The sequence below is a fragment of the Streptomyces sp. NBC_00887 genome (assembly GCF_045207585.1).
The window spans coordinates 8,581,602-8,596,869 of sequence record NZ_CP108788.1 but is presented as its reverse complement, the minus strand read 5'-3'; the positions used below and the strand labels follow the sequence as shown (position 1 = coordinate 8,596,869).

General features: G+C 70.4%; 14 protein-coding genes and 2 tRNA genes. 4 read left to right on the top strand and 12 right to left on the bottom strand.

Features of this window, described 5'->3' with window-relative positions; all coding sequences use genetic code 11:
• Positions 1-61: 61 nt before the first annotated feature.
• Both OG844_RS39285 and OG844_RS39280 read right to left on the bottom strand, forming a co-directional pair.
• A complete protein-coding gene (locus OG844_RS39285; protein ID WP_406388673.1) occupies positions 62-1,294 on the bottom strand; it encodes a hypothetical protein in 1,233 nt (410 codons plus the stop codon).
• Entirely contained in the window at positions 1,294-1,893 is a 600-nt protein-coding gene (locus OG844_RS39280) for a DUF4365 domain-containing protein (protein WP_351180506.1), read from the bottom strand. The genes OG844_RS39285 and OG844_RS39280 overlap by 1 nt, the downstream gene beginning before the upstream one ends.
• A gap of 196 nt (positions 1,894-2,089) precedes the next feature.
• Between OG844_RS39280 and OG844_RS39275 the strand changes: the two genes are divergently transcribed.
• Entirely contained in the window at positions 2,090-2,815 is a 726-nt protein-coding gene (locus OG844_RS39275) for a 3'-5' exonuclease (protein ID WP_406388675.1), read from the top strand.
• 60 nt (positions 2,816-2,875) lie between these two features.
• Here the strand turns inward: OG844_RS39275 and OG844_RS39270 are convergent.
• Together OG844_RS39270 and OG844_RS39265 are read right to left on the bottom strand one after the other, a co-directional pair.
• A tRNA-Val gene (locus OG844_RS39270) sits at positions 2,876-2,947 on the bottom strand.
• Positions 2,948-2,986: 39 nt separating this feature from the next.
• The gene (locus OG844_RS39265; RefSeq protein ID WP_406388676.1) at positions 2,987-3,433 is read right to left on the bottom strand and encodes an SRPBCC family protein; all 447 of its coding nucleotides are present in this window, start codon (positions 3,431-3,433) and stop codon (positions 2,987-2,989) included.
• Between the two features lie 91 nt (positions 3,434-3,524).
• Here OG844_RS39265 and OG844_RS39260 point away from each other — a divergent pair, with 91 nt between their 5' ends.
• A complete protein-coding gene (locus OG844_RS39260) occupies positions 3,525-5,978 on the top strand; it encodes an SCO7613 C-terminal domain-containing membrane protein (RefSeq protein ID WP_406388677.1) in 2,454 nt (817 codons plus the stop codon).
• A gap of 72 nt (positions 5,979-6,050) precedes the next feature.
• Here the strand turns inward: OG844_RS39260 and OG844_RS39255 are convergent, their stop codons facing one another.
• The 7 genes from OG844_RS39255 to OG844_RS39225 form a co-directional block, all read right to left on the bottom strand.
• Entirely contained in the window at positions 6,051-8,795 is a 2,745-nt protein-coding gene (locus tag OG844_RS39255) for a Tat pathway signal sequence domain protein (RefSeq protein WP_406388679.1), read from the bottom strand.
• Between the two features lie 54 nt (positions 8,796-8,849).
• Positions 8,850-9,398, bottom strand: coding sequence for a hypothetical protein (locus OG844_RS39250; RefSeq protein WP_406396019.1), 549 nt, complete (start codon positions 9,396-9,398; stop codon positions 8,850-8,852).
• Positions 9,399-9,447: 49 nt separating this feature from the next.
• Positions 9,448-10,308, bottom strand: coding sequence for a carbohydrate ABC transporter permease (locus OG844_RS39245; protein ID WP_406388681.1), 861 nt, complete (start codon positions 10,306-10,308; stop codon positions 9,448-9,450).
• Positions 10,305-11,297: a carbohydrate ABC transporter permease gene (locus OG844_RS39240; RefSeq protein ID WP_406388683.1), complete on the bottom strand. Its 993-nt coding sequence runs from the start codon at positions 11,295-11,297 to the stop codon at positions 10,305-10,307. The genes OG844_RS39245 and OG844_RS39240 overlap by 4 nt, the downstream gene beginning before the upstream one ends.
• Positions 11,298-11,308: 11 nt before the next feature.
• Positions 11,309-12,598, bottom strand: coding sequence for an ABC transporter substrate-binding protein (locus OG844_RS39235; RefSeq protein ID WP_406388685.1), 1,290 nt, complete (start codon positions 12,596-12,598; stop codon positions 11,309-11,311).
• A 187-nt stretch (positions 12,599-12,785) separates the two neighbouring features.
• Positions 12,786-12,857, bottom strand: a tRNA-Val gene (locus OG844_RS39230).
• A gap of 54 nt (positions 12,858-12,911) precedes the next feature.
• Complete coding sequence (locus OG844_RS39225) at positions 12,912-13,367, bottom strand: TIGR02611 family protein (protein ID WP_406388686.1); 456 nt, start codon at positions 13,365-13,367, stop codon at positions 12,912-12,914.
• Between the two features lie 190 nt (positions 13,368-13,557).
• Between OG844_RS39225 and OG844_RS39220 the strand changes: the two genes are divergently transcribed.
• Together OG844_RS39220 and OG844_RS39215 are read left to right on the top strand one after the other, a co-directional pair.
• Positions 13,558-13,971, top strand: coding sequence for an SsgA family sporulation/cell division regulator (locus OG844_RS39220; RefSeq protein WP_003959770.1), 414 nt, complete (start codon positions 13,558-13,560; stop codon positions 13,969-13,971).
• Between the two features lie 473 nt (positions 13,972-14,444).
• Positions 14,445-15,002 (top strand): CGNR zinc finger domain-containing protein, encoded by a 558-nt coding sequence (locus tag OG844_RS39215; protein WP_329212887.1) that lies wholly within the window; start codon positions 14,445-14,447, stop codon positions 15,000-15,002.
• Positions 15,003-15,075: 73 nt separating this feature from the next.
• On the opposite strand, the gene OG844_RS39210 is transcribed toward OG844_RS39215, so the two are convergent.
• Positions 15,076-15,231 (bottom strand): hypothetical protein, encoded by a 156-nt coding sequence (locus tag OG844_RS39210; protein WP_406388688.1) that lies wholly within the window; start codon positions 15,229-15,231, stop codon positions 15,076-15,078.
• Between the last annotated feature and the right edge of the window lie 37 nt (positions 15,232-15,268).

Sequence of the window (15,268 nt, the reverse complement as noted above, 5' to 3'; positions counted from 1 at the left end):
GGAATCGTACCGAGCCGGAGGCCCCGGACGCGAAAGGGATACCGCGGGGGTACCCCGGGGGCTATCCCTCGTCCCCCGTGCACGCCTCCTCGAAGAAGTCGACGTTCTCCTGGAGCGACTTCATCAGCCGGTCCCGCTCCGCCTCGTCCACCTGGACGGGCGCGACCTGCGAGGCTCCGGTGAGCCGCCGGAAGCCGCCGCGGTTCTCCAGTCGGCCCTCGACCCGCAGCGGCAGGCCGACGAGGTGGGCGTGGCCGGCGATCCGGTACGCCTCCTCGTCGAGTTCGATCCGGACGTGCGCGACCTCGGCCCCGGCGAGCACCCGCAGCCGCACGATGCCCGGGCCGCGCGGCCCGGAGCGGCGCAGCCGCACGACGGCCCCGGTGATCCGTACCGGGACGGCCGGCTCGTCCTGGAGGTAGCGCACCCCTGCCAGGCGCAGGGCGGGCAGGTCCCCCGGGGAGAACTCGACGGGCTCGGGCCGTGCGGGGCAGCCTTCGGGCGTTCCGGCGGCGGGTGCCCAGTCCAGCGTGATCCTGGTGCCTTCCGATCCGCGGACCAGAGCGACGACCGCCTCGGTCAGCTCCCTGCTGACCCCGGCCGCGACGGCGCTGTCGAACGCTTCCATGCCCCCGGTGGCGCGCTGGTAGTCGACGGCCTCCCTGGTGGCGTGCAGCGCCTGGTAGAGCTGTACGGCCACGGCCCTCCCGGAGGCGACGGGGACGAAGACCGTGAGCCGACGGCCGCCCGGCGCGGGTCCGACGAGGGTGCCGTCCAGGGCCGCCCGCGCCTTCCCGCGGTGGCGTGCGCCGTGGTAGCCGGCGAGGCCGCGTACGGCGAGTGCTCCGGCGAGCAGGATCTGCCGGGCGGCCGTACGCAGTTGTTCGGCCTCCGTCCAGCCCGCGGCCCCGGCGGTCTCCTCGGGGACATCGCGCCACCAGCGGATCTCGTCGCTCGGCACGGCGAGGGAGACCAGGACGTCACGTGCCGACGGCGCGGCGCTGCGGGCGAGCGCGGTGAGGGCTTCGGCGAGCAGGTCCTCACTGTCGGGGTAGGCGGCGGTGTCGGGCACGAGCAGGCTGGTGCCCGCGGCGGAACCGGGCGGGGTCCACCGGCTGTAGCGCCCGGCGGCTCCCCCGCGACGGCGCCATCCGTGCCGGCGCAGGAGCGTGCCGAGTACGGCCGGGTCGACGAGGGCGGGGTCGGGCCCCTGGTCCACGTCCTCGGCGTACGGGTGCGCGCGTGTGCCCGCCGGCGTCGTCCCGCCGGCGGGCTCGTCCATCGACCGGTGCATCAGGGTCTCCCTCCCGCCCCGACCCGGGCCATGATCTCGCAGAGTGCTCGGTCGTCGAAGATCCGCGAGGTCGGGATCCGCACAGTGGTCCTGTGCCGGCCCGTCACCGCGTGGCCGGCCAGGTTGGTCCAGTAGCAGCAGTGCCGCAGGTCGAGACGGTCGTGCCCGGCCCGCAGCCAGTCGTCCTGGCTGCGGGGCACGATCATCACGACGAGGATCTTGTGCACCGACACGGGTGTCCGTGCGAGCTTCACGAGGTGGGCGTTGTCGAGCGTGAAGGAGAACGCCGCGCCAGGTGGGTGCGGGGGAATCTGGTAGGTGCACTTGAGCTGCACCTTGATGGTCACTTCGTCGTCGACGGTGTGGTCGGGGGCGCCGTGGCTGACGTGCCAGTCGATGCCGTTGTCGGGAAAGGGCTGCGACAGGGAACACCCCGCCGCGGCCGCTACCGCGTGCAAGTAGCCCACCTGGAGGGTCTCCATGCAGGCGGTGGTGGCGAGTGTGCCGCGCAGTGGTGGTGCCATCCGCTGCGGCGGCGGTCCTCCCCCGTAGTCCTCGGCGCGGGCGGGACCCCCTGGGTTCGGCTGCGCGAGCGCCATGGCTCCGTGTGCCTTCCGGGCTGTGCCGACCGGTTGCCCGGTCTCCGCTGACGGGACGGCCAACTTCCTTTCCCGTCTCCTGTGTTGTCACCGCAGGAGACGGCCCGCAAACGGCGTATCAGGCAAAGGGCCCGGGTATCACCGAATCGGGCAGAGGAATCCCGTCATCTGCCGCGCAGGGGCGAGGAGTTCGGGGATGATGCACTGGTTCGAAGGGCCGCTGGCCGCTTTTGACACGGAGACAACAGGCGTGAACGTCGAGGAGGACCGGATCGTTTCGGCCGCTCTCGTCGTCCAGGACACCGCGGGCGGACGCCTTCGCGTCACCCGCTGGCTGGTCAATCCGGGGATACCGGTACCCGTCGGGGCCACCGAGATCCACGGTCTGACCGACGACCACCTGCAGCGCAACGGCCGGTGGCCCGCACCGGTCGTCGAGGAGATAGCGAGGGCGCTGGCCGAGCAGTGCGCGACGGGCCGGCCGCTCGTCGTGATGAACGCGCCGTTCGACCTGACGCTGCTGGACCGGGAGCTGAAGCGGCACCGGGCGTCGTCGCTGGGCGCGTATCTGCAGAACACGCCCCTGTGCGTGCTGGACCCACGTGTCCTGGACAAACACCTGGACCGCTACCGCAAGGGCCGCCGCACGCTGACGGATCTGTGCGAGCTGTACGGGGTGGTGCTGGACGGGGCGCATGACGCGGCGGCCGACGCGGCGGCGTCGCTGGAGCTGGTGCGCGCGGTGGGGCGGCGGTTCTCCGCCCGGCTGGAGCGGCTGTCGCCGGCGGAGCTGCATTCGCTGCAGGCGGTGTGGCACGCGGCGCAGGCGCGCGGTCTGCAGGCGTGGTTCGAGAAGAACGGCGAGGCGGAGGCTGTGGATCCGGCGTGGCCGCTGCGTCCGGAGCTGCCGGCGGCGGCCTGATCCGGGCCGGTACGCGAAAGCCGGTCCGTCGATGGTGCTGACGGACCGGCTTTTCCCGGGTGGGCGATACTGGTTTCGAACCAGTGACCTCTTCGGTGTGAACGAAGCGCTCTCCCACTGAGCTAATCGCCCGGGAACGGGTTGAACCATACAGGGCCCGGCGGGCTACGTTCAAACTCCTTGCAGCCATGCCGCCAGCCCGCGGCGTCCGGCGCGCATCATCAGCGTGTGATTGGCGCGGAAGACGAGGCGTCCGGGCACGGCGAGGCGGCGCAGCAGCCTCCTGCGGACGACGGTCTCCTGCTCGTAGAGCACCCGGCTCCCGCCGTCGTGCGCGGTGACGGTCCAGCGGACCCAGCCCTCGAGATCACCGGTCATGGCGGCCTGGAGGATCCGGGACGCGGGCTCGCGGCGGCTCTGCCTGACGGTCACGACCAGGTCGTACGGGAGGAAGGAGCGGAAGCGCGTCGTGGCGGAGGTGTCGTCGACGGGCGTGACCTCGCGGACCTGCGGCCACCACCGGGGGTAGTCCTCGGCGCCTTCCAGGGCCACGTACACGGTGTCGGGAGCGGCGGGCAGGTCCCAGACGCTGGTGAAGCGGTAGTGGTTCCAGTCCATGGGTCCAGTCTGCGCGTGCCGGACCTACTCATGGCGGGAACTGAGTATCCGAGCGCATGTACGAGCGTGTGGTCGGCGCCACACTCCCCTCATGGAACATGTGCCGCCACCCGCCGAGGAATTGGCGCTCCTCGACCAAGAACTTGTCCGGCTCGACGCCCGTCGGCTGCAGCTGCTGAACCGCCGCGCCTGGCTGCTGGGCGTGCTGCGCCCGCCGGTCGCCCCGCCTCCGTTCGCGGCACCTCCCGGGCGGCTTCCCGCCGCGCCGTTCGGCTGGGGGCCGCCGGTCGGCGCCGCCGCCGCAGCCCCGGCGTCCGGTGCGTCCGGTGTACAGAACGTGCTGCTGGTCCTCGGTGGTCTGCTGCTGACGATCGCGGCGATCGCGTTCACCCTGTTCAGCTGGGGCGAGATGGGTATCGCCGGCCGTTCGGCGGTGCTGGCGACGGTGACGCTGGCCGCGCTCGTGGCTCCCGCGCTGCTGCTGAGGCGCAAGCTGTCCGCGACGGCGGAGGCGCTGACGGTACTGGCGCTCGTGCTGACGGTTCTGGACGCGTACGCGCTGCACGCGGTGGCCGTGCCGGACACGGACAGGCTCGGCTTCGCGGCGGTCGCGTCCGCGGTGCTGACCGCGTTGTGGGCGGCGTACGGGCTGGCGCTGGGGCGGCTGCGGATGCCGCTGCCCGCTGCCGTGGTGGCGGGGCAACTGCCGCTGGTGCTCGGGGCGTGGTCCGCCGGGGCGCAGGCAGCGGTCTTCGGTTGGGCGCTGCTGGTGACCGCGGCCGCGGATGTCGCGGTGGCGCTGCGTGGCCGGGGACTCGCGGTGCGGATCACGGCGGGCGTCGGGGCGGCGTCGGCCGGGCTGATCGCGATGCTGATCGGCCTGGGCCAGTCGGTGTCGGCCGATGGACCGCTCGCGGCCGCGGGCCCGGGTGCGCTGTTGCTGGCCGGTGCGGTGGTGGCGCTGTTCGCGGCGTGGCGCGCGCCGAAGGAGTGGGCCGGTGCCGCGGGTGTGGTGGCGGGTCTCGCCGCGGTGGCCGGGGTGGGCGGTGTGCTGCGTACGGGCCTGCCGTGGAACTGGTCGGTGGTGGTGTACCTGCTGTGCGGTGCGGCGCTGACGGCGGTGGTGCGTGTGCGGGTTCCGCAGCCGGTGGGCCGGGGTGTGCTGGTGGCGTCCGCGGCGGTGACGGCGGGTGCGGTGCTGTGGGCGCTGCCTGCGGTGGCGGCTGTGCTGCTGGGGCCGGTGTCCTTGCTGACCGATGTGTGGGCCGGGGCGCCGGGGAGCGTCCGGGGCGCCCTGGGACCGTCGATGCCGTGGCCGGAGTCGGCTGCCTCGCCGGTGGTGCTGGTACTGGTGGCGGGCCTGTTTGCGGCTCTGCACGCCGGGTGGGACCGGGTATGCGGCGCGCTGCTGTCGCCCCGGCCGGGGTGGCGTGTCGCCGCGGCGGCCGGCGCGATGGTCCTGGGCTGGTGTGCGGCACTGGCGCTGCCGGCTGTGATGGACGTGCCGTACGCGGTGGCGGTGGGCGTGGAACTGCTGCTGGTGACGGGGCTGCTGGCGGTCGCCGTGCGGGCGGGGGCGGGTGCGCTTTCGTTCACCGCTCTGGTGTGCGCGCTCGTGGGCGCGGTGAGTGCGGGCCTGCTCGCACTGGCCGCCGAACCGGCCACGTACGCGGTGTTCGTGGGACTGTCGGTGCTGTTCGCGGGTGCGGCGGCCCGGTCGGGGGCGGCTGCGGTGCAGTCGGTCCTCGCCGGTGCCTCCGTCCTGTGCGCGATCGTGCCTGTTTCGGCGGCGGGGGCTTCGCTGGGGTGGAGCGCGCCGCACGCCGCTCCTTTGGTCCTGGTCGTTCCCGCGGTGACGGTGCTGCTCGGGGCACGGCTACGGGTGGCCGCCGTGGCGTCGACGGTGGAACTCACCGGGGCCTTCGGAGCGGTGGTGGCCGTGGGGCTCGCGGTGACGGACGCGCCCTTCCTGGCTCTGGTGCTGGCGCTGTGCGGGGTGCTGGCCGCGGGTACCGCGGTGCGGCCGGACCGCCGGCCGGTTGCGGGGCACCTGGCGGCGGTGCTGTTCGTGATGGCCGCGTGGGTGCGGCTGGCGGCTTCGGAGGTGTCGGACCCGGAGGCCTACACCCTGCCGGTGTCGGTGATCGCGTTCGCGGTCGGGTACCTGCGCCGTCGCACGGACCCGGCCGCGTCCTCCTGGGTGGCGTACGGCCCCGCGCTCTCGATGACGATGGTACCGAGCCTCGTGGTGGCGTGGGTCGATCCGCACTGGCTGCGGCCCCTGCTGCTGGGCATGGCGGCGCTCGTGGTCACGCTGGTGGGCGCCCGCTTCCGGCTTCAGGCGCCCCTGGTGCTGGGCGGTTCGGTCCTGGCCCTGGTCGGGCTCCACGAGCTGGCCCCGCATGTCGTCCAGGTCTTCGACGCACTCCCCCGCTGGGCGCCCCCGGCGCTCGCCGGGCTGCTGCTGCTCGCACTCGGGGCGACGTACGAACAGCGGCTGCGCGACGCGCGCCGGGTGCGGGAGAGCCTCGGCCGGATGCGTTAGGGCCTCTCGTTCGGATCATGCCGGGCTCGCGGGGCCCGGCACCCTGATCCGGCCTGACCCGAACGAAGAACCCTAGGGCATCTTGTCGCCGACGAGTGCGAGGTTCTGGATCGCCGCGAGTCCGTACAGGGCGGTGGAGTTGGTGCTGACCCAGGCCGCTTCACTGCCCGGTACGGGTCCGGTCGGTCCCTCGACCTTGTGGGTGCTCCAGTCGGTGGTCTCCTTGTAGTCCCACGTGTCGGCGCTGCTGTAGAACTGCTTCCACGCCCGGGTGGCAAGGGTGACGTCTCCTGTTCGTACGGCGGCGTAGGCGTCCTGGCGGGAGTGGCCCTGGAACAGCAGCAGGGTGCCGAAGTTGCTGCCGTAGCGGGCGGTCTGTTCCGCCTTGGTGGCGTTGAAGTAGCGGCAGTAGTCGATCCATGCCGCCTCGAACTCCGGCATGTCGATCATGTCGATGAGTTCGGCGTTGAGCTCGACCAGGCCGAACATGGCCGACAGGTGCGAGACACCGACCGCGGGCTTCTCGGCTATCGCGAACTTCCCGGTGTCGAGGTCGTACAGACCGACGCCCTGGACGAAGCCGTTGGGCTGGGCGGCGATGGTCTCCATGGTGGACAGCACCCGGTCCCTGGCCTTCTCCCACTTGGGGCCGCGGCGCTCCCACTCGGTGAGCCAGGCGGAGACGAGGCCGCTCCAGTCGGTGCCGAAGCCGATGGACAGGGCGTGCCGGTCGGGGGTGTACGGCTCGGTGCGGATCTTGCGGATGGGGTCCAGGGCGAGGAAGGTCTCGTCGGAGTCGACATTGGCGTGCATGAGGTCGCCCACGCGCTCGTCCGCGGTGAGGAAGTAGAACATTCGGCGGTAGGTGGTGTTGGCGATGCGCTGCTGCTTGGCGCTGTCGGCGTAGTGCTGGACGCCGTGGCGCGTGCCGAGTCCCGCCCACCTGCCGAGGTGGTAGACGTCGACCTCGCCGGTGTGCCGGGTCATGGCTTCGGCGAAGCGGTAGATGTCGGCGCGGCCCGAGCGCATGTACGCGTACCAGAGCCACAGGTCGGGCGAGAGCTCGGAGTTGTCCCAGGCGTAGCCGCCGACGTCGTAGCACCACTGATGGCGGGTGGGGTCGTAGGTGTGCATGATGTCGCCGTAGTCCCAGAAGCCGTACCAACGGCGCATCTCCACCTGGTCCTTGTAGTACGTGAAGAGGAAGTCCAGATGGTCCTCGATCTTCGACTTGGCGGCGGTGGACCGGTCGGGTTCGGCGAAGAGCCCGCCGAAGACCTTGGCCTTGATGAGCTGCTTGGGCGGCGCGGCGAGCTGGGGCGGGGTGCGTACGGCGTCGACCTGCTGGGCGAGGGTCTCGGCGGTGGGGGTGAACTCGTTGGCCCAGAAGAGGAGTTCACTCGTCCGCGCGATGCCGTACGGGGTGCCGAAGCCGGGTTCGTAGTCCTCGTAGGTGATGTTGAGGCCTTCGAGCTGTTCGGCGTAGGTGTCCTGTCCCATGCCGTCGTGGTAGAAGCGCAGGTCCATGGGCCGGGCCTCGGGTGACCAGAGCCAGAGGGTGACCTCGGCCTCGTCGGTCTGGGCGTCGCGGATGTCCAGCTGGGCGGGGTGCTTCTCCCAGAAGTCGCGCAGTCCGAAGGAGAGTCCGCCGCTCGGCCCGCCGACGTATCCGAAGCCGGAGGCCCGCGTGCCGCCTCCGGCGGGGATCCACCCATGGCCCTTCTTCGTGCGCTTGCGCAGCCCGAAACCGTCGGCGGAGAGCTGGGAGAGCGTGTAGTCGCCCCACTCGGGGATGTACTGGAGCCGGGTGGTGACCCGCTGGTCCCAGGTGGCGGGGTCGGGGAGCTTCTGGCCCGCGAACTGTGCCTCGCGCACGGCGGCCCCGGGGTCCCGGCGCAGCCCGGTGATGCCCTTCACGGCCTCGCGCAGGAGGCCGGTGCCGTCGCCGCCGATGCGGATGTGGCGGTCATGGGCGGCGTCGCGCATCGGGACGCCGAAGCGGACGCCGAGGCCGCGGATGAAGTCGCCGCTCGCCTTTCCGGGTTCCTGGGTGCCGTCGTAGGTGATGGTGTGCATCATCCGGAAGGAGTCGGCGCCCGCGTAGAAGTAGAACCGTACGGAGAACGGCATCCAGGAGCGGGAGCCCTTGCGGTGCTTGCCGTCGATGCGGACGACGGCACGGACGGGGCCGTCCTGCTCCGTCTCGGCGGCTTCGATGACGCTCTCGAAGCGCTCGTACTTCTCGTTGCCCTGGTCGCCGTCCTCGATCTCGCCCTGGCGCAGCAGGACGAGCCGGCCGTTGCGGGCGATTTCGGTGGAGCCGCGGGTGACGGACGTGACCAGTGCCGAGCCGTTGGTGCCGAGTTTGGCCGTGATCACCCCGGTCGAGACGGTGAGGGTGCCGCCCGCCCGGGTGACGGTGACCTTCTTCTCCGGGGCGGCGGGCGTCCCCGTGGTGAGTGCGAACTTCTTCGCGGTGACCTCGGGGCCGACCGCGTGCGCGGTCCACTTGAGCGAGCCGTCGGGCCAGTAGCCGATCGGCCAGGTCTGTACGGGGACGTCCTTGCCGTCCTCGGTGGCCAGCGCGAACGTCTGGTCCTTCGCGTACTGCCCCTTGGGCCAGGGCACACCGAGTGTGGATCCGGGGGCGGCGCCGAGGCCGCCGGACTCGAGCCAGGTGAGGGGGACGGGCTCGGTGGTGTTCTCCGCGCCCGGGACGGCGGTTGCGGTGGTGGCGCCGAAGGACCAGCTGAACTGGGCGGCTGCGCCGGCCGCCGCTGCGGCCTTCAGGAGTGTTCTGCGGGGCATCCTGGACATGGTTGTGCCTCTCTCCGTGCGGACGGGGGACATCGAAAGGGCGGTACGGGGGTCTCAGCGGGCGAGCCGGCGGGCCTCGACTGCGGTGGCCGCGGCGGCGACGGCCCCGAGGACGGGGACGGCGAGCGGCAGTACCAGTGCGCCGGAGAGCACGACGACGGCCATCCCGCAGACGAGCAGGAGGGAGCCGGCCGGGTCGCGGACCGTGCGGCGGCCCGCGGCGGCGAGGAGGGACCGCCAGTTGTCGCCGGGCTCCCAGCACGCGGCGGCGCGTACGACCGCGACCAGGTAGCCGATCAGGGCGAGGATGCCGACGGCGCCCACGAAAGGGCCGCCGGGCAGCCCGGCTCGTACGGCCGACAGGTCCAGCCACAGCAGGGCTGCGGCCGCCCACACGGACACGCCGACGAGCCAGCCGCCGCGGGCAGCGGCGCGTGCGTCGGTGACGAACTCCCGCAGGCCGCCCTGCTCGCCCGCCAGATGGCGGCGCAGGTGCCGGGTCCCCGCGGCGAAGGCCGCGGGGAACGTGAGGAGCGGCAGGGCGGCGACGGCGATCCATACGCCGGTGAGCAGGCATTCGGAGAACAGGCCGAAACGGTCCATGACACGCGAACGCCGTTCCGCGGTGCGGGACTTCGTCGTCACGGTGGCCTCAGCCCTTCAGACCGGAGGTGGCCATGCCGTCGATCAGGTAGCGCTGGAAGGCCAGGAAGAAGGCCAGCACGGGCAGCAGGGCGACCAGCGACATGGCGATCATGCCGCCGTAGTCGGCCACGGCGTCCTGGTCGATGAACATCTTCAGCCCCATGGAGACGGTGTACTTGTCCGGCTCGTTGAGGTAGAGCAGGGGGCCCATGAAGTCGTTCCAGGCGTTGATGAAGGTGAAGATGGCGCTGGTGATGAGCGCGGGCCGGCAGAGCGGCATGACGATCGACCAGTAGATCCTCAGGTGTCCGCAGCCGTCGAGCCGCGCGGCCTCGTCGAGCTCCTTGGGCAGCCCACGCATGAACTGCACCATCAGGAAGACGAAGAAGGCGTCGGTGGCGAGGTACTTGCCGATGAGCAGCGGCGTGAAGGTGTTGATCAGTTCCAGCTTCTGGAACAGCACGTACTGCGGAATGATCAGCACGTGGTACGGCAGGAGCAGGGTGCCGATCATGATGGCGAACATGACGTTGCGGCCGGCGAAGCGGACCTTCGCGAAGGCGTACGCCGTCAGCGAGCAGGACAGCACCACGCCGATGACCGAACCAACCGCGATGTAGGCCGAGTTCAGGAAGAACGTCGAGATGGGGATGTCGGCGATGCCCTCGGTGAGCCGGGTGTAGTTGTCCGTGATGGGGTCGGCCGGGAACAGGTCCAGGGCGCCGATGATGTCCGCGCTGGGCTTGAACGAGGCGCCGATCGTCCACACCACCGGGTAGAGGACCACGGCGAGGATGACGAGTGCACCGAGGTGCCAGGCGAATGCGCCGGGTCCCCGGCGTCGTACGGCTGCGTGCAGGAGACTCATCGGCCGCCCTCCTCGTAGTGCACCCAGCGCTTCTGGGACCAGAACAGCACGGCGGTGACCAGGCCCACCGCGACGAGCAGCAGCCATCCCATGGCGGAGGCGAAGCCCATCCGGCTGTTCACGAAGCCCTGTTCGTACAGGTAGCAGGTATAGACGAGCGTCGCGTCGGCCGGTCCGCAGCTGCCGTTGCTGACGATGTAGGCGGAGCCGAAGATCTGGAAGGAGTGGATGGTCTCCAGCAGGACGTTGAAGAACAGCACCGGCGAGATCATCGGCAGGGTGATGTGGAAGAACCTGCGCCATCGGCCGGCTCCGTCCACCTCGGCCGCCTCGTACAGTTCCCGCGGGACCTGCTTGAGACCGGCCAGGAAGATGACCATCGGGGCGCCGAACTGCCAGACGGTGAGGGCGATCAGCGCGTAGATGATCATCCCGGGGTCGCCGATCCAGCCGCCCACCTCGACACCGAACACCTTCTGCGTACGGTCGACGAGGGCGTCGTCCGAGAACAGTGCGCGCCAGACGATGGCCGCCGAAACGCTCGCGCCGATCAGGGACGGGGCGTAGAAGGCCGCCCGGTAGAAGGACTGGCCCCACCGCTTCTGGGCGAGCAGCATCGCGACGGCGAGTGCGGCGGCCAGTTTGACCGGGGTGCCGATCAGTACGTACCACGAGGTGACCTCGACCGACTGGCGCCACCGGGGGTCGGCGAACATGTCGGTGAAGTTCTGCAGGCCGATCCAGCGCGGGGCTTCGAACAGGTTGTACTCGGTGAACGAGAGGTACAGCGAGAACACCATGGGCCCGGCGACCAGGAACAGGAAGCCCGCGATCCAGGGCGACATGAACAGGTAGCCGGCCAGGTTCTCGCGGCTGCCGGCCCGCTCGGGGCCGGCAGGCGGCGCGTTTCCCACGGGACCGGTCCGCTTCTCCGCGGACCGGTCGCCCCCGGACGCGCGTGCGCCCGAGGAGGTCTGGATGTGAGTCACCACGGTACCTCTCAGTTCGAGGCGAGGGCGGTCTTGGCCTCGGAGAAGAACTGCTTCACGGAGTCCTTCGGCGAGGCCTTGCCCAGGGAGAGGTCGGCGGAGATGCGCAGGAAGGCCGCCTCGATCACGTCGGCGCCCGCCGGGTGCGGTGTGATGGGCTCCAGGATGCCCGCGCCGGCGATCGCGGACTCGTACGCGGCGATCGCCTTGCTGGGGGCGTCGGTGGGCTCGTAGGCCTCGAACTGGGCGGTGGTGGCGGGTACGCCGCGGTCGTACCCCATGATCCTGGCGACCGCGGGGTCGTGGGTCATGAAGCCGATGAAGGTGGCCACCTCGGCCGGGTGCTTGGTGCGCGCCGTGCCGCTGAGCATCAGCGAACCCAGGTACTGGCCGGTCTTCTTGCCGTCGGTGCTGGGGATGGGGGCGAGGCCGTAGCTGCTCTTGCCCTCGGCGCTGTAGCGGACCGAGAAGTTGTCCCAGGTGAACTCACCGGCGGAGAGTCCCTTGGCGGTCGCGGAGGCGGGCTTGATCTGTTCGACCTTCTTGGGGTCGGCGTAGACACCCGACCTGACCCGCTCCAGGGCCTCGGTCCAGTACGGCAGCAGCTCGGTCTCGCCGAAGCCCATTCCGTCCTCGGTGAAGAAGGCCTTGCCGTTCTGGCGGAGTATCAGGTCGTACAGGTACATCACGCCGTGCGGTCCGGCGTCACCGGCGATCTTCTGACCGTTCTTGATCTTCTGCAGGCCCGCGTACCAGTCGTCCCAGGTCCAGCCGATCTCGGGGGCGATGCCGGCCTTCTCGTAGACCCTCTCGTCGATGACCAGGGCCATCGAGTTGCTGCCGACCGGTACGCCGAGCAGCTTGCCGTCGACCTCCGCGAACTTCTCCAGCCCGGAACGGAAACCGTCGAGGCTGAGGTTGCCCTTCTCCACCTGGGGGCTGAGGTCGAGGAGGACGTTCTTCGCCTCGTACTTGCGCAGGAAGGTCACGGCGTTCTGGATGACGTCCGGGGCGTTGCCGCCGGCCGCCTGCGTGTTGAACTTCTTCCAGAAGTCCGGGTACTGCTGGAAGTCCGTCTTCACCTTGATCTTCGGGTGCTTCTTCTCGAAGAGGGCGACGCACTGCTGGACCTTCTTCGCCCGGTCGTCGGCGCCCCACCAGGAGTGCCGGATGGTGACCGTACCCCCGGAACTGCCGCTCCCGCCCGAGCCGCAACCAGCTGCGGTCAGTCCGAGACCGGCCGCCGAGAGGCCGGCCAGCTTCAGCATCTGCCGCCGGTCCATGCCGTTGTTCCGAGACATCTCTTGCCCCCACCATCGCATTGAATCGTTTTAGAAAGCGCTTGCTGGGTCAAAGTAAGGAGCGGCACCCGGCTCGTCAACGGTTAGGACGAAAATCGGCGGAACGCCCGGCCCGCCGAACACCTGTACGCGAAAACACCGATGGCCCGGAAGCTTCGAGTGAAGCTTCCGGGCCATCGGTACGGGGTGGGCGATACTGGGTTCGAACCAGTGACCTCTTCGGTGTGAACGAAGCGCTCTCCCACTGAGCTAATCGCCCCGGCGCACCGCAAACATTACCCCATGTCAGCGGTGTCTCCGGACCATCGACGGGTCACTGGTCGATCCTCCACGGCATGGTGATCCCGAACTTCCAGACGTAGATCCCGACGAGTACGGCGATGATCACGAGCCCCACCGTGGTGAGGATGATGTTGCGCCGCCGCACCTCGGGATCGAGGGCGCGCTGAGCAGCCTCGGTGACCTTGCGCCGGGTCCAGCGCAGGACGAGCTGCGCCCAGACGAACTCCGTCGCCCAGATCGCCATACCCCCGAAGATCACCAGCCACCCGGGGCCCGGCAGCGGCAGCATCACGATGCCCGCTCCGACCACCGCGAGGCCGACGACGAAGATGCCGACCTGCCAGCTCACGTGCAACAGCCGGGACGCCTTGATGAACCCCGGGGCCCGCGAGCCCAGCTCCCTCTCGGCCTGCGCCGCATCCCCCGTCGCGGACTCCGCGGCCGGCCGTGAGGCGACCTCGCTCCGCTCGTCACTCTCCGCATTCATGAACCCCAACCTACCCGAACGGTGTCGGTCACTGGAATGGACGCATCACCCAAAGTTACACACCGCCCCACAACACGCCCGAAGCATCACAAATAGGTCAGAGGGGTTTACAACACCACCGTAGGTGGCATGTCGATTTCGCCGACGTGCGAATCCCCGAGCGCACACTGAGCGAAAGGCCCTGGCGCTTATGAACACCACGGTCAGCTGCGAGCTGCACCTGCGCCTCGTTGTGTCGAGCGAGTCCTCACTGCCTGTACCCGCGGGCCTGCGGTATGACACGGCCGATCCCTATGCCGTGCACGCCACCTTCCACACCGGAGCGGAGGAGACGGTCGAGTGGGTTTTCGCCCGTGACCTCCTTGCCGAGGGGCTGCACCGGCCCACCGGCACCGGAGACGTCCGCGTCTGGCCATCACGTAGTCACGGCCAGGGTGTCGTCTGCATCGCACTGAGCTCCCCGGAGGGAGAAGCCCTGCTAGAAGCTCCGGCAAGGGCCCTGGAGTCGTTCCTGAAGAGGACCGACGCCGCGGTTCCGCCGGGCACCGAGCATCGTCACTTCGATCTGGATACGGAGCTCTCACACATCCTGGCCGAGAGCTGAGCCAGGCCGAGAGCTGCGGGACGCCGTCCGACTCGGGGAGACGGCGTCGCGCGGACAACCTCATACGGCAGACACCGGCGCCGTCGCCGCGGAACCCACCGCGGCGACGGCGTCGGCGCGCGCCGGGGCACCGGGATTCCTTACTGCGCGTCCCTCGGTTGCGACGGCTTCGGTCTCGCGGTCCCGGGAACCGGCGGTCTCGGTCACGGTCCCCCACGACCGACGGTTCCGGTCCCGTCCTGGCGACCCCACGCGTCCCACACGCCCCACAGGTACCGAAGCGACTCACGAGTGACCGCCATGTGACCACCAGAGCCGCCAGGCGGCCGTCACGCGCTCCGGCGGCTCGTCCGACCGGCAAAGGCCCTCCCGCTCGCCCGTAAGTCCCTGCCGGGCCCGTGGCGCCTTCGCCGAGCCAGTAGAGTCACCCGGCATCGGCGGGCACCCGCCCGCCGGAGGCCAGGGAGCGAAGCGTGCTGATCCCACACGACACCCGGATCGCCCTCGACACGGTGGTCGATCTGGTGAACACCGCGCCGGAGAGCGAGCCGGCCGACGGGCTCCCCGACGTCGATGCGCTCTACGACTTCGCGGAGCGCCATCTCATCAGCGGCGTGGGCGAGCTCGGCGAGAAGGACCTGCGCGCCGTACGGGACGTGCGGAGCCTGTTCGCGGAGGTGTTCGCGGCGCCCGACGCCCGTACTGCCGCCGATCTCGTCAACCGGCTGGTGGCCGCCGCGGGCACCACCCCGCAACTCACGAACCACGACGGCTACGACTGGCACGTCCACTACTTCGCGCCGGACGCCTCCGTCTCGGACCATCTCGCGGCCGACTGCGGCATGGCCCTGGCCTTCATCGTCGTGGCGGGCGAACAGGAGCGGCTGCGCCGCTGCGAGGCGCCGGACTGCCGGCGCGCGTTCGTCGATCTGTCCCGCAACCGCTCGCGTCGCTACTGCTCCAGCCGCACCTGCGGTAATCGGCTCCATGTCGCCGCGTACCGGGCACGGCGCAGGGAAGCGGCGCGCTGACCGTCGCCGCACGCGCCGGACGGGCCCCTGCAGGGTGGCGGGCGGAGCGGCGGTCCCGGATGCCGATGCCCGCTCACAGGAAGAAAAGATCATGCAGCGCGGCCATCAGCAGAAGACTGCCGATCACCGTCAGAAAGATCATCAGGGGTGGCTGGGACAGCGCGAAGAGGCAGCCACGCGGCTCTTCGGCAGGGGGTGCGGGGGCCTCGCCCCGGTATGTATCCACCATCTCGAGGCGATCATGACGCAGAGGCACCCCCGTTGGC

What these genes read in the sequence shown, in the direction of transcription:
- OG844_RS39220 (WP_003959770.1), top strand. Translation starts at nt 13,558, where the DNA reads ATGAACACCACGGTCAGCTGCGAGCTGCACCTGCGCCTCGTTGTGTCG.
- OG844_RS39255 (WP_406388679.1), bottom strand. Translation starts at nt 8,795, where the DNA reads ATGTCCAGGATGCCCCGCAGAACACTCCTGAAGGCCGCAGCGGCGGCC.
- OG844_RS39210 (WP_406388688.1), bottom strand. Translation starts at nt 15,231, where the DNA reads ATGGTGGATACATACCGGGGCGAGGCCCCCGCACCCCCTGCCGAAGAG.
- OG844_RS39285 (WP_406388673.1), bottom strand. Translation starts at nt 1,294, where the DNA reads ATGCACCGGTCGATGGACGAGCCCGCCGGCGGGACGACGCCGGCGGGC.
- OG844_RS39250 (WP_406396019.1), bottom strand. Translation starts at nt 9,398, where the DNA reads ATGGACCGTTTCGGCCTGTTCTCCGAATGCCTGCTCACCGGCGTATGG.
- OG844_RS39265 (WP_406388676.1), bottom strand. Translation starts at nt 3,433, where the DNA reads ATGGACTGGAACCACTACCGCTTCACCAGCGTCTGGGACCTGCCCGCC.
- OG844_RS39245 (WP_406388681.1), bottom strand. Translation starts at nt 10,308, where the DNA reads ATGAGTCTCCTGCACGCAGCCGTACGACGCCGGGGACCCGGCGCATTC.
- OG844_RS39225 (WP_406388686.1), bottom strand. Translation starts at nt 13,367, where the DNA reads ATGAATGCGGAGAGTGACGAGCGGAGCGAGGTCGCCTCACGGCCGGCC.
- OG844_RS39260 (WP_406388677.1), top strand. Translation starts at nt 3,525, where the DNA reads ATGGAACATGTGCCGCCACCCGCCGAGGAATTGGCGCTCCTCGACCAA.
- OG844_RS39275 (WP_406388675.1), top strand. Translation starts at nt 2,090, where the DNA reads ATGATGCACTGGTTCGAAGGGCCGCTGGCCGCTTTTGACACGGAGACA.
- OG844_RS39235 (WP_406388685.1), bottom strand. Translation starts at nt 12,598, where the DNA reads ATGTCTCGGAACAACGGCATGGACCGGCGGCAGATGCTGAAGCTGGCC.
- OG844_RS39280 (WP_351180506.1), bottom strand. Translation starts at nt 1,893, where the DNA reads ATGGCGCTCGCGCAGCCGAACCCAGGGGGTCCCGCCCGCGCCGAGGAC.